The sequence below is a fragment of the Thermodesulfitimonas sp. genome (assembly GCF_052743955.1).
Map to the genome: position 1 here is coordinate 1 of NZ_JBRAIN010000046.1, position 13953 is coordinate 13953.

The window sequence follows — 13953 nt, forward strand, 5'->3', positions numbered from 1 at the left end:
CCTTTTTCTTTATCACTGGCCCCTCAGGTGGGTCCCTTTTACTTTATCACAAACATATATACCAGAGAAACTCGAATAGCTCTGTAACTTCGCCAAGGGCTCTTTTCTTCCTTATTCTTTTTGAGACTTCATGGTAAGATTCGGCTATAGAGGTAATGTTACTGATGCACGCTTCCGTAACCTCCCGGTACCTAGCGTCAAGGAAAGACATTCCAATCCACGCCAGGGTATCGCAAGCCTCGCGGGCGTAATAGTAAGTTATGTTGGTTGCTTTTGCAAAGGTCACCCAGAAAAAGGCCAAATACCAGGGGATTTGCTTCAGAAGCTCATTGATATGCCGGTCGTCGTTTGTTACCGGATTTACTAAAAGCCATTGGTAAACTTTCGAAATATGCCCTATAGTCTTAGTAATATGCCATAGGAGGAAGCTCGTACCCAAATCCACTTTTTCGGCAAGGTTCCGAAAGTGGAAATAAACCACCTCGTTGAGTTGGATGAATTTTCGATAAGGATTAATCCGTTCCTTGTTTTCTTCTTGATCTATGAGCACTTCAGAAGCCCGGGCGACCAGATAGCCGATAGACACTGGGTTTGTTAAGTCATAGATTGAATAAAGTGGAAGCCCAGTGGTAGAGGAACTGGGAATTTTTTCTCATAACTCACGGCAAGTGGAGCCAATAACTCGAGTTTTTGCAGCATATCCTTCAAAATGAGAGTGAGTTGGAAATGTTTCTGCTCCAATAGGTGATGCGCCATTCTCATCATAGAGTCGAGCGGCTTATTGACCAACTGCCATTTCCCTGAAACCAAGAAATTGGTCGCAAACCTGTACAGACCTTCAATAATAGGAAGATGAACATCGCCGGGGGCAATATTCGGCGGAGCACATAATGCAACCTGTACTAAAGCCTCGCTCCCCTGCAAAGCCGCGTCACTTAACCCTTCATTCTGGGCACTCTCTGCACATACCTTTAAATAACCCAAGGGCATACAAGCGAGTGGCGACCCATGACCTCGAAAGGCGCGGGATTTGAGTTTTACCATTTCAGAGGCGATGTTTCCAAGCGCCCTTGCCACGCAGATACAGACCCTCTCGTTTCTAAGGCTTATGGCTCCCCTATTTATGTCCTTTAAGTGCTCATAGAGCGGAACCAAAAGATTATGAATATCGCTCTCTTCTACCATCGCCTGTGGAGCAAGGGTCAAAATAAGGTTATCTTTCCGCTTTCCAATATAGTAGCAGGCTATCTCGGCCAACCCAAAAACAACAAACTCCGCCGTTTGTGTTTCACCCCTTGCTACCGCTTTAAGTGCAATCTCGGCAAGTTCGCTAGTTAAGGCATTTATATAATCAGAATGGCGAGAAAAAACTTTCAAGTAAAGGGCCGACTCTAAATCATCAGGAGAGTTATCCCTCTTCTGCTCATCGGTTAAGGTATGCCATTGTAGCCTGGCTAACCGAGAAACAGTCCGTTGAATCTGGTCTATGTATTTCTTGATAGTTCTTACGAGCCGATTGACAGGTTCTTGGGGTTCAAGTAATCGGACTGTATGCCGGTGGTACCATCTGAGCAAATCCAGAGTAACCGCGATAATAACAATCTGGATGAATAAAAGGGCCCGTCCATCCAAGATACCCGTGGCTGTGGGCAAAGCAAAGGAAAAAAGACATAAAACAGCTAACGTGACGAATATAAACTGTGTTGTCCGGTCCTGTCTAAAATGGCGGATGATGGACGGAGTAAAAACTTCTGCGGCGCGCTGCACCGGAATAATCGAAAGCGACACCACAAGAGCAACCATTGTTCCTATTAGTGCTCCCGCTCCGATAAATATCTCTGTAAGATACTCCGTAACCACTAAGCCCTTCTGGGATATAGAGAAACTTAAAATCCCTCCAAGAACAACTCCCGCAATAGAAATAAGGATCTTACCCGCCGTGCTGTTTGTTACTGCGACTGTTCTTCTTAACACAAGCCACGGTCCGAAAAGCCGGGAGAAAACCAGGGTTTTCTGCTTTATCCAGCTCGTTAGCCCAGATATGCGTATTCTAGGAAGGCTGATCCGCCAAGCTGTCATTTAATTATCCTCCGTAAGCTCTCCCTCCAAGCCTAATTCCTGCAAGGCCACGTTGATTTGCTGCTTCACGGCAGATCCTTCAACCATTGCTCGGACAGTAACTTCAATCGTTACGTTCTCCGAACTGCCTAACCGGGCGAGCACCCGGTGACCGAAGAGGTTCCATTTGTCCCTGGGAATATGCCCGCGCCACTGGAGAACCGACGGTTTAACATCTTCCAAGCCGCCTCCGGGCTGGGATTCGGGTTCTGGAGGAGCGGTTTCTGTGGCTCTCGCCTGTCCGAGATCCGGACCTTGGCCCGGGACAACTACTCCCGGCGGTAGTTCCTCTCCGGCGGTACGCAGTTTCTCTATCTTAGCGCGAGAGGGGAGGAGCAAGAAGGTTTCGTAGTCGAAGACGATTTCTGCGGGGTCAACCTCTTCTTGAAACCAGACACGGTCCAACTGCGTTGCGTCCTTGCCAACTCCCAGACCGAAAATTCCGTGTTTTACCGCCCGGAGAATCATCTGGCGCAAGGCATCCTCCGCCTTTTCCAGCCGGGTGAGGTACCCCTGGAAGAATGCGGCCCGAAGGCCGGCCAGCGGCCACGCGCCCGCTTCTTTTAACGCCGGCGGCCAATGGCGCTCAACGTAGGAGGCGCCGACTTCCCGGTTAAGTAAACCTTCCTGCCTTAACCGGGCCAGAATGGCACCCGTTATGCTCTGCGCTTCGCTCGGATGCATCTGCTTCAGCCCTACCGGTTGTAGAGCTCTTTCTTTTCCGTTCCAGAGCAGCAACTGGTTATATACGGTCCATACTTTCTCTTCAACCACATCTTTAGCTTGCCTTAATTCGGCCCGGAGCGTCTGGAAGTCGTGGGGGTCTATTTCCCCTAAAAGGCCTTGTTCCGCATCGCGGGCCGTAATCTGCCACGCCAACCAGTCCTCAACCGCGGTGCGTAAGCCAAATCCTCCTTCTGGAACAGCCCAAAGGATGGCACCCGGATACTGGCGGGGTGCCTGCCCATTGGAGATAGTCCAGTCGGTAAGTTGTTCTCTTAATGCTTCTGTAAACTCGGCGTCAGGCGGAAGGACGACGAGGGTGATCGCCGGGATATCGGGAATCGCCCCCGGCTCATTAGGGTAGAAACAGAGGCTGACCTGAGCCTTTTCGCGGAACACTTGCCGGACTATTTCCTGAAGCTGCTTTTCAACCGAGTCGGGATCAAGCGCGGCCTTCCGGTCGGCGTGGACCTTTCTCAGGGTGGGTGTGTAACCAAAGCGCCAGGCAGAGGTGCCCACAGAACGTAAGTAGTAGCAGCGTCCTGCAAGCGCCTGCACAGCGGCATCAATGAGCGTCGTTTCCGTGTCAGGGTCACCGAGCGCAAAACGCAGGTCGAGAAGCGTTGCCGCTTTGTCCGGCACCATTCCGCCGCAGGATTCAAAAAAGAGTGCCGCTGCTACCCGCTGGTGGAGCCGGATCTTACCTACAGTGTCCGCAAACTCCTTATCGAGCGCGACGGCGTGAGCATTATCTCCAGCGATATCAAACTCAATCGCCGGTTCCAGCCGTGTTTCACCCAGTTGCTCCAAAATCTTGGAGCGGAACTCGCGGTCGTAAAGCGGGGCGCTCCCCAGGGTAATCAACGGCTCCCGCCAGACTCTTCTGTACCCCTCCCGGTAGGCCTGTGCGATCCACAAACCGAGCATCGCCAGAGTGCCGCGCGTCTGCTGGAAGGTGGACAAAGACTGCCACTTGCGCTGGAAGACGGTGAGGGTGCTGGGGTGAAATGGGTAGCATACCTCAAACCGCTTCCGGATCGCCTCTTCCGGAAAGTTGGCGAACTCCGGCGGCAGTCGATCCCGCCGCTCGAAAACCCACCGGGCGAAGTGACGCGCCACCAATCGCTGGACGTTCTTGTTGCCGGGATATTCAAAGAGTCGTCGGCGGATAATCTCGGAAATCTCTTCCGGTTCGGTGGCCAGAACGGGCTTGCCGACACGCCCGACCACCTTGGTAAGCCTTGTCTGCCATTCGTAAAGATTGGCGCTCATCTCGGTCGGCGATGCGGGAAGGCTGAAAACCCCTACGGCGCGTTCTGCCGCCGTCAGCGCACTGGTCAAGTTCTGAATGAACGAATAAAACTGCTCCGCCTGGTGAGGATAGCGTCCCAGATAGTTAAGCGTTTCGTCAAACAAGATAAGGACCGGCTCATTAACCAATTGGAAGAGCTTCTGCAAAATCGCCGTACCTGGAGCACTGGCCCGGGCATCATCACCGAGCAGCCGCCGCCCGGCATCGCCCGCCAACTGCCAGGCAAGGTCAAGCCAGGGGTTCTCCCGCCCCTCCTCAGGATCCCAGGCATTCCCCACAAAGACGGCGACGCGGGCTTTAGGAACCATCGGTAAACCAATATCTTTCAGTAGCTTTCCTACCCCGTCGTATTCTTGTGCCCTCGGACCGCTGGTAACCAGGTGGTAGAGGGTTGCCAGGGTATGCGTCTTGCCGCCGCCGAACTGGGTAAGCAGCGATAAATTGGGCGCCGTGTTTACTGTCTCGCCGGCCAGGCGGCGGAGGACCATCCCGCAGTGCTCGACCAGCGCCCGGGAGAAGTAGGTCCGGGCAAAGAACTTCGCCGGGTCAATATACTCCTCCGGTGCTGTGCCGTTTACGATTTGGTCGAGGTGGACCGCAAACTCGCTGGGGTCGAGGGAACGTCCCTCCCGAAGTTCCTTACGCGGGACCGCAGCCTTGTACCAGAGCTCCATAAAATGCACCTTCCTTTCACCGGGGTATCATCGCCTGCAGACCTTCAATCCAGCGCCGTTCTTGGCTTTTTTCGGGATACAGGGCCGTGAGCGCCAGCGCCAGACGCTCGAAACGCTTCCCCTGGCGGCGTTCCTCTTCGAGCAGCCGCCGCAACGATGCACTCTGACCGCCGCCGAAAAGGAGCATCGCCTGGTGCAGGCGGTCGAGAGTGGTAAGGTTTTCGAGGCGCTTGGCCGCTCTTTTGGTCGGTTTTGGCGGAGGTTCAGGCACCCCGATCAACTCGGATAAAGTGACCTGGGTCCCCTTCCTACCCCATTCCACGGGCAATGAAACGCTTTCTTCGTCGAAAAGCAATCTGCGCCGCTCACTAACAGGAATCAGGCGCACTATACCCTTCTCGATTTCGATTACCCGGCCGAGCCAGTTCTGGTAATGAATACCCATCGGACGGGTGATCCGGATGAAGGTATCGAACGGAAGCACGAGCCCGCCTTTCTTCCTGGCCGGCTTCTCCTCGTCCTCGTCGAGTTCTTCTAGGTTTCTTTCGCCGTTGTTGTTCCGTCCGTTATTCCCGTTTGTCCGGGTGGTTTGCAGCGTCCAGAGAAAGAGTGCGGTCAGCCGGGCATCCTCTTCAAAGCCCTCGGTTTCCGCATCGCCTAAAACCTGCCGCAAGGCCTCGCGGGACACCGCCTCGAAAACGTAGGAAAGAAAGCCGCGTTCGTGAGGTTCGGCCGCTTCGGGGTTGCCGCCTAAAGGTACCGCGTAACCGGCAGGCGTTTCCACCCGCTCATACCGGCTGAAAACCCCCAGCGCCGGCCCGATGCAGGAAAAGATGGCGTCTGCACCGCGAATGCCCTCCTCAAGCAGGCGCGCCATCCACTCCCGCACCCGCTGCTCCATCTCTGCCTTGACTTCTGCCCAATCTCCCACTCCGGCACCCCGCGGCCGCGGCCGGCAGACGAGATGCACGCTCGTTGCCAGAGCCGCCGATTCCTGGGCCCGGAGGCGGGAACTCATTTCAGTAGCTATAGGCCAGGAGGCAGTAATTGTCCATCCTGCCTGAAGCATTCCGGAAAGTAGAGCTTCCCAGCCTTCGGTCGTTTTATGGGCGAAGATGACACATCCAACGCCATCATCCCGAAGAACTCGTCGTCCTTGCTCAAAAGCCTTGGCCATTCTTTCTTCGAAGAATTCTTTATTCTTTGGCCTACCATTAAATTGTTTAGTCTCGTCCTGGACAATTTCCGGTGTCTTAGGTGTAAGAGAGTTTTGCGGGTCAAACGGATCTCGTAAAAGTGAACATTCAGGGAAAGCACGCTTAAGCCAGACAAAGAAAAAATCAGAGAGGTCAGCGTAGGGTACAGCATCATAGTATGGCGGATCAGTAAACCAGACTGTAGCGCTTGCTGAAGGTAGTGGTGAGGCACAAGCATCTGCGATATCTACATATCCCAAGGTAGGGATGCCTTTTTGAAGGAAGTTTAAAATCTGGAGAACTGTATTTAGGATTTTATCGAATTGGCCGTCTCTACCAATGGGTAGGAGCTCCAGAAAGTCCCATACCATCGGTAATGCGTGGCGGGCAAAAGTCCCCATCGGCTTACCCCAGGAAAGGTTTAACCAAGCTAAAGAAGAACACCGTTCTGCAAGCTCTGAAACCATTAAGGCAAACAGCTCTTGTAACCCAGGGTCTTTTACCAAACGAACTTTTGCCGTTAAGGTTGCCAGGGCCAAGTTCTGCCGCGCCGTAAACAGGTCGCCCCACTGGAGTATGCCATATTTTTGAACGGAAAATGCTCGCCCTGCACCTGAGCCGCCACCAGCCGGGGTCGGCTCATCCGGGATGATAGAAAGGCCGTCAGAAAGTGACTCCCTGGTCTTCTCTTTTAACATCATCATTGATTCAAATACGGCTTTATAATCGTGCTCCGTGGGCAACCGGTAATGGCGGCCTGTCGCATTCGGCTTCAGTGTGACCACCGCCAGCAGCCGTGCGCCGGCGATACGCTTCCCGTTTTCGTCAAATATAACGTCGGCTCCGCCTCTTTGCGCCGCCAGTTGTGCTCTGACCCGTTCCGGCGAGAGAACCGTCCCGCAGGCCGGGCAGCGCGCTTTAGCCCGGGCCACCGTACCTGGCGGCACGTCGGCGTCAGACACAGGCGTGAAGATTTCGAAATGTAGTTGAGGCGCCCCAAAAGCCGGCCGCACAACCTGGTAACGGAGTGCCCGTTTACGCCCCGCCTTTTTGGACAGCCAGAAGGACCGGACCAGGGGAATCTCTGCCCCACAGTGCGGCGCCTCACACCGCACCGTCCGCGCCCAGAGGTAGGCGATGGGCTTGGCGCCATCCGGATCGGGTGGGTAAAATTGCCCTATCTCATCTTCTAGTTCGGCCTCAATTTCTCTGCCTCCTTGGCGCAGCTTCTCTGTCAGCTCCGTGCCGTAGCGCGGAATATCTTCGAGTAGTACCTTGAGGATAAGGCAAGCAACCGGGTTGAGATCACTGGCAAAGACCTCGCACCCTAAACGCAAAGCCTCTAACGGAATGGAACCGCCTCCGGCGAAAGGGTCCACCACTAGAGGCGTCTCTTCCGGGTGGGCCGCTTGCACCAATCCCCGGGCAATTTTCAAATATAGTGGATGGGAGGATGCTTCCCAGTTGGCAAAGTCGGCGATAAATTTTAAGAGCGTCTTCCGCAAAACCACATCAGATTTCCCGGCAGGCCGGTAGAACTCGGAGAGAAGCTCCCAGGCTTTCGCTTTAAACTCCGGGGGGCAGAAAGGATCACACGGATCGGGCAGGAGAAGCCCCAGGAGTACCGCCCGGCAAGCGGCAAGTGGCCGGCGCGCCCACCACTGGTGTAGCGACTTCGGGTGTCCCGCCCTGATATTGTTCTTTTCGTAGTCCGCATGACGGCTCACAACCCCAATCGGAAAATCCACCTCGATCAGCCGCCTGCACTCTTTTGGGATCATTCGCCAGCCCCTCCGTAAAAGCCCTGCTCTTCGCGCAAGGTCACGGGCTGGGTCAAGGCGTCAACTGTAAGCCGGTAGTGATCCACCTTTTTTACCTCGTGCCAGGGTAAGCGAGCCGGGTCGGGAATGGGTTCCTGAAGCCTCGGCTCCGTATCGCAATCCGTAACAATGTAAAGCCAGTAAATGTCCCGCCTGTCCTCGGCTACCCGGCGCTCATTGGGCGTGAGGCAGATGGTTCCGGTCGAGCCACCGATGCCTTTGACCTCGATCAGGCGGAGTTCACCTGTTTCGGGGTGCAAGCTCCGCAGGTCGTACCCCAAGTTAAGCTGGTGTACATCCTCCACCTTGCAGCCCCGCGCCTGTTCGTAAAGGATAACAGCCTCCATAGCCCGGCGCTCTGTTTCTGGATCAGGTACCAGGCCCGATATCTCCGGTGCTATTCGCGCAGGGTGAGGTAAAACCAGAGCCACTCCAAGGCGTTCAATTCCCTGCAGGGAAAGGGCGCGCTGGCGCTTGATCTCCTCCAGCCGCCGGTCCCGGCGCCGCTGAAGCTCCAAAAGCTTCTGGGATTCGATTTCGATCAGTCCTTCCACACCAGGATCGCCCTGCTCCTTAGCCAGCAAATGTTTGGATAGAACTTCATCCCGCTTCCTGATCAACTCTTCATAGCAGAGGCGGACGTGGCGCTCCACCAGATCAAGGTCTTTCTGCCGCTCCGTTAAAACCTCGTTTAAGAATGGCTGCAAGGCGTGCTGGAAAAGAAACGCCTGGGATGCCTGATGGTCTTGGGGAATCTGAGGAATCTCGTTCGGTACCTTTTCCGGTGCGACCAAATCTAAAATGTACGTAGGCTCCCGCAAACGGCGCTCTCCAGATACGGTTGTCTCGACTGCAAAGAGCCGCTGGTGAAGCGTTTTCCCCGTCCCGTCAGCCACGGAAGCCGTATAAAGCTCAAGCAAGGAGGGTTCTTCGCGCTGGAGGTCGTAGAATACGACCCCTTGCTGAAAATGGGGTAAGGCATCTTCCTCAATCTTCCGGCGCACCGCCTCGAAGAGGGGATGCCCGGGCGTAACCCACTCGAAACGGGGGTCGTCTTCGCTCGTCTCCCGTTCAAACGTGATCCGGTCATAGTTCTTCGCCAGCGGTGGCAGCCGCCACTCCCGTCCCCGGGTGAGGTCATAGAGAAATAAGGGGAGCCGGCCTACCCGAAAGGCCTGTTTTTGTCCCTTTACTGCCTTAAGGTCTATTCCTATGTGTTCGGCGGCATTCTTGAAGAAGCGGGCAATCGTTTCCGGAACGATCCGGCGCTCTTTCGCCAAGGCCCGCTGCTCAACGAGCAGCGGCAGATTGAGGCTCCGCTTTGCCAAGCCTTCTAAAGCCGAGCGGCAGATGCGTTCAAAATCCTCTTTATTTACCGCCACTTCCAGCCTAGCATGAAGGTCTTCCTCACCCAGAAGCCCGGCGTAGAAGTCCCGCAAAAGCCGTTCTATCTGGTTGGCAGGAAGCACCTCGCCGACTACATCAAAGACCGCGTCATCCTCTAAAGCGTCCCGGATTTCTTGAAGCTTATCAAGTAACTTCTCCAGCACCCGTCCCTCAACGGTATTCCGGGCGAAAAAGTTGAAGATGAGGCAGTCCTTCGTCTGCCCGTACCGGTGAATGCGGCCCATCCGTTGTTCTAAGCGGGCGGGGTTCCACGGGATATCATAGTTGAAAAGAATATTGCAGCAGTGAAGGTTGATGCCCTCACCCGCTGCTTCAGTGGCCACCAGCACCTGCGTTTTTAGGTCCCAGAACTCCCGTTCGGCGTAAAGCCGCGTGCCTGGCTCATCGCGGCTGCCGGGTTTCATTCCGCCGTGGATGTAACCTACGCTTAGGCCCCATTCACGCAGTGTTTTCACCAAACAATCAAGGGTGTCCTTGTATTCCGTAAAGATGAGCAGCCGCAAGGAGCGGTCGCTGAAGATGCCCTGCCCGGTAAGTTGCCTCCGCAGGCTGTCAAGTTTCACTTCCTTTCCTTCGACGCGCTCCGCAAGCGCGACCAGCGCTTCGATCTCTTTCAGTTCCGCTTCAAGTTCGGGGCGCCTGCGGGCCAGCGTTACCTGTTCCAGTTTCTGCTCCAACTCTTCCCGGGCCGCGGCCTCCATCTCTTCCCATTCTTCCTCCGGCGGCAATTCCGGGATGGGGGTCTCTTCCGTTCGCCGTGCTACCTCAAGCTGTTCCTTCAATTTCTTATAGCGCCGGCGGAGGGACTCCTTTAAGGCGTAAGTCGAGCTTGCCATCCGCCGCTGGTACATCGCCATCAAGAAACCGACGGCGCGGGCCCGCTTATCGTCCCCCTGTTCGGCCGCCCGGCGGGACTGGGTCTTTACATAGTCTGTAACCGCCCGGTAAAGGGCAAATTCCTCACCGGTCAGTTCAAAAGCCACCGTATGCGGAATCCGCTTGGTAAAAAGCTTTCGTGCTACCCAAGTGCCGTCCGGCTGGCGCTGCGGAAAACTGACCATTGCCTCCTTGGTCCGCCGCAGGTAAAACGGAGCCTCCCGCCGCTGCATCGCCTCCTGGATAGAACGCACATCGGCATACGCTTCCTGGTCGAGCAACTGAAGAAAAAGACAGAAGTTTTCCGGATCGCCTTTGTGCGGCGTTCCCGTGAGAAGCAAAAAGTGGGTCGTTTTATCCCGCAAGAGTTCCCCTAACCGGTAACGTTCGCTCTTGTGCTCCACGTCGCGCGCCGACATCCGGTGGGCCTCGTCCACGATGACAAGATCCCAGTCCCCAGCCTGCTGCACACTCGGTAACACATAGTCGAGTTTGGCCAAATCCATAGAGGTGATAATCTGGCTGTGCTGGTTCCAGACATTGACCGCGTAAGCCTCCCGGAGCCGGTAACCGGTGATTAGTTCGAAATCTTCCCCAAAGCGGTCTTTAAGTTCGCGCCGCCACTGAAAAGCAAGGTTCGCCGGGCAAACGATTAGGACGCGTTCAACAAGCCCCCGAAGCTTCAATTCTTTCAGGAGCAACCCGCCCATGATGGTTTTACCGGCCCCGGCGTCGTCAGCCAACAAAAAGCGGCAGCGCCACGCTTTGAGCATATGGTTGTAGACCGCATCAAGCTGGTGCGGCAGCGGATCTACCCGCGAAAGCGAAAGCCCGAAGAATGGATCGTACTCGTAAGCAATGCGGATGCGGAGGGCATCAAGGCCGAGGCGGAAAAGGCTTGGTTTTCCCAAGAAACTTGCTTCGGAGGTTTCTATTTCAACCTGGTTCAGCTCCGCTACAGTTAGAAACACACCGCCCCGGTAAGTACTGCTGCGTGTGCCGACCAGGTCCAGGATTATATAACCGTCTCCGCCCCGCGGCTCTGTGATAACCCGCATCGGTTCATTGAATTTGGGGCTTTTCAGGATGTCGCCTTGCTTTATCGAGTAAGCTTGCATCCGAAAGCACCCCTGACCAGCAGATAGTAAAGATTCTATCTGCTTATTCGCCAAAGTATGCCAAAATCCTTGTTGTTCGGTCAGCTAAATAAGCAGCGTTCCCCGGGGCGTTCTGCCGGTGGATAATGAAGGTGCTCGCATTCTCCACGATCTGCTCCACCAATTCAAGGCCGCCCTCCCTGGCGATATCCGCCCTGGCGGACTGGGTCCCGGCCACGATCCCGAATCCGGCGCTCCTCGTTTTGGAAAAGAGGTCCACCACGGCGTCGCTCACGAAGACGTTGAACTCGTCCAGCACCACCAACACCTTCTTGGGGCTGCCGCTCCGCCGGTACTAGGAAGCAGCCGCCTTAAGATCAAGCACGATCAGCCGCCCCAAAAGGCGCGCAAAATCGGGGAACGCTAACGGATCAAGGTCGAAGAGCGCCATCTCGTTGTTCTGGATGGCCGCTACCAGGTCGATGCCTTCCGGATCAGAAACGAAAAGGTGGCCGATCTCCGAGGCGGTGATCTCCGCCAGGCGGGCAAAGGCGCCCCGGATATCCTTCTGTGAAAGCTGATCCAGGTCGTCTAAAATCTCCCGCCGCGTCTTTTCGTCCGGGATGCGGCGGGCCAGCGCCGCTACCGCCTGAAGGTCTACCAGTCCGGCAACGGTGGGTAAGTCAACCTGCTGTCCCGTTTCCCGGAGCACCCGGATGAGAATCTGGAGGAAAGCGGCTACCTGTGCGCGATAATGGGGTTCGGTCCATTCTGTGAGCGCCACCAGCTTATCCTTGAGGGACGAGAAGCCGCCGTGGGCCAGTAGGTTGTAGCGCGCGCTCTCCTCGACCATCGAGAAGACCCGCAGCCGCCGCCCGTGCCTTTTCGCCCAGTACTCCATCACCGTCCGAAACGAGGGTTGGGTGGGGTCGTACTTGCCGTTGACGACGATGACCGCCCAGCCGTGCCGGGCAGCGAATTCGATGAAGTTCAGGATGGTGGTGCTCTTGCCGCCGCCCGTGGTGCCGCAGACAAAGACGTGGTGGTTGATCTCCCTGACGGTTATAAGCACCGGCCTGCCCCGGTCGTCCACGCCGATGAGCACGCCCTCCGGAGGATGGGACATTCGAGCGGCGCGTTTGAGTGCTTTTTCAGGTCGCCCTGGGGGTGAAGGCTCAGTCTTGTTTAACCATTCTCGAAAAGGCAGCAGGGTTTTACCACCGAAAGGGGCTTTCACCGGCGGCAAGCGGCGCCGCCGCAGGTACCAAGCCAAGGCTATGCCGTCGGCAAAAAACAGGATGATGATGAGGTTGTAGAGGCGCCACTTGCGGCGGACCCCTGGGAAGATGAGTTCGTCATCTTTTTTAGTTAGCCAGGCCCACGCTGTTTTTACGGGATGTTATGCATACCAGTCTGCTACTCTGTCCAGCGCTGCCGCCTTTTCCTGGAGCTGCGCCTTCTTTGCCGGTGAAGGCGTAAGTATCGCCCATAACCGAGCATCGCCAGCTACCGAGCGCGCCGCCCTCGGCCCGAGGATCCGCACGTCCATCACCAGCAGACAAAAGCAAGCAAGAAGAATTACTACCGACAGCAGACCAAGCCGCTTCGCGGTCTCCGCCGCCTGGGAATCAAAATGAAGATTTGGCTTTATTTTCATGGTCCAATAACACCTCCTGGAGAAGATAGGTTTTAACAAAGTCCAACTTTTGCGCCGCTTCCTTGACGCTTTTCAACTGCTGCGGAGGGCGGCAGAAGTACTAAACCGCCATGTAATCCGGCCGCCGGAGATAATACCGCAGGATGCGTTCGGTCCGCCGGCGCGGTTTGCGGGAGGTTTCCACCTCCACCGCGATCTTCTTCCCGTCCGGTAAGAGCAGCACTCCGTCGGGAACGTGTTCCCGGGCGCCGATGCTACCGAAGCCCTGTCCTGCTTTCCGCCGCAGTTCCCGCTCGGTCACCCAGGAACTCCCGGGATAGAGCCGCAGGAGGGCTACCGCTACGTCGGCCACAGTCAGGTCGTGCTCGAGGGTCTGGAGCCGGATATTCCGCACCCGGCCAAAATCGGTCCCGGAGGCGTCAACACCGCGCTGGGTAAGCAGATAAACCCGCGGCAGGTCCGCCAGGAGCCGCTTGCGTTGAACAGCCTTTTGCACAACCTTTTTAAGAACGCCTCTCCTCTTTTGTGGTAAAATTAAGAAGCAAAGTCCCCACGTAAAAAGGGCGCGGTGCGATTGATCGGATACCGCTTCCTGGTGGTAATCGAGAAAGCCGTCAGCAACTACTCCGCTTATTCGCCGGATCTTCCGGGCTGTGTGGCCACCGGAGCAACACCGGAAGAGACCAAGCAGCGGATGGCGGAGGCGATTGCGCTCCACATCCAGGGGCTGCGCGAAGACGGCCTGACCGGTTCCTGAACCTTCGGCTTCCGCGGACTACGTTTCAATCAACTTTTAGCGCCGGTTTTAAACGGAAGGAGGAACTAAAATATCCGTCGACCGGCTGGTGGAGGAATTCAAGAAGCTTACACCCCGGGAGCAGAAGGAGCTACTCCGGCGGTTAAGCGCCTTCGTCACCGTCCGCAAGAAGAGGGCGCGGGGCGAAGAGGACCCGCTTGCCGCGATCATCGGGATTTTCGACGGTCCGGGCACCGGCTCAACGAGTTACAAGAAGGACCCCTACGGTGATGCCCAAGCGAAAGAAGAAAGGGGGGCACCCTATGGAACGCAGGTT

Annotated in this window: 11 protein-coding genes; 2 read left to right on the forward strand and 9 right to left on the reverse strand. The window is 55.9% G+C overall.

The window, feature by feature from the left end:
• Positions 1-46: 46 nt before the first annotated feature.
• From ACUVTA_RS05405 to ACUVTA_RS05445, 9 genes are all read right to left on the reverse strand, one after another.
• Positions 47-586: a hypothetical protein gene (locus tag ACUVTA_RS05405; protein ID WP_445951953.1), complete on the reverse strand. Its 540-nt coding sequence runs from the start codon at positions 584-586 to the stop codon at positions 47-49.
• Positions 587-594: 8 nt separating this feature from the next.
• Positions 595-2079 carry a DUF2254 family protein gene (locus tag ACUVTA_RS05410; protein ID WP_445951954.1) on the reverse strand — a complete coding sequence of 495 codons (1485 nt, stop codon included), beginning with the start codon at positions 2077-2079 and terminating at the stop codon, positions 595-597.
• On the reverse strand, positions 2080-4827 hold the full coding sequence (locus tag ACUVTA_RS05415) for an ATP-binding protein (protein WP_445951955.1): 2748 nt from the start codon (positions 4825-4827) through the stop codon (positions 2080-2082).
• A 16-nt stretch (positions 4828-4843) separates the two neighbouring features.
• A complete protein-coding gene (locus tag ACUVTA_RS05420; protein WP_445951956.1) occupies positions 4844-7804 on the reverse strand; it encodes a DUF1156 domain-containing protein in 2961 nt (986 codons plus the stop codon).
• Positions 7801-11244, reverse strand: coding sequence for a helicase-related protein (locus ACUVTA_RS05425; protein WP_445951957.1), 3444 nt, complete (start codon positions 11242-11244; stop codon positions 7801-7803). The genes ACUVTA_RS05420 and ACUVTA_RS05425 overlap by 4 nt, the downstream gene beginning before the upstream one ends.
• 43 nt (positions 11245-11287) lie before the next feature.
• Complete coding sequence (locus ACUVTA_RS05430) at positions 11288-11551, reverse strand: TraM recognition domain-containing protein (RefSeq protein WP_445951958.1); 264 nt, start codon at positions 11549-11551, stop codon at positions 11288-11290.
• A 27-nt stretch (positions 11552-11578) separates the two neighbouring features.
• Positions 11579-12349 carry a hypothetical protein gene (locus ACUVTA_RS05435; RefSeq protein WP_445951959.1) on the reverse strand — a complete coding sequence of 257 codons (771 nt, stop codon included), beginning with the start codon at positions 12347-12349 and terminating at the stop codon, positions 11579-11581.
• A 273-nt stretch (positions 12350-12622) separates the two neighbouring features.
• Positions 12623-12880, reverse strand: a complete 258-nt coding sequence (locus ACUVTA_RS05440) for a hypothetical protein (RefSeq protein ID WP_445951960.1) — start codon at positions 12878-12880, stop codon at positions 12623-12625.
• Positions 12881-12980: 100 nt separating this feature from the next.
• Positions 12981-13376: a hypothetical protein gene (locus tag ACUVTA_RS05445; protein WP_445951961.1), complete on the reverse strand. Its 396-nt coding sequence runs from the start codon at positions 13374-13376 to the stop codon at positions 12981-12983.
• 72 nt (positions 13377-13448) lie between these two features.
• On the opposite strand from ACUVTA_RS05445, the gene ACUVTA_RS05450 reads away from it, so the two are divergent.
• Together ACUVTA_RS05450 and ACUVTA_RS05455 are read left to right on the forward strand one after the other, a co-directional pair.
• Positions 13449-13637, forward strand: a complete 189-nt coding sequence (locus ACUVTA_RS05450; RefSeq protein WP_445951962.1) for a type II toxin-antitoxin system HicB family antitoxin — start codon at positions 13449-13451, stop codon at positions 13635-13637.
• Positions 13638-13725: 88 nt separating this feature from the next.
• The coding region (locus tag ACUVTA_RS05455; RefSeq protein ID WP_445951963.1) for a hypothetical protein at positions 13726-13953 on the forward strand (228 nt) is incomplete at its 3' end.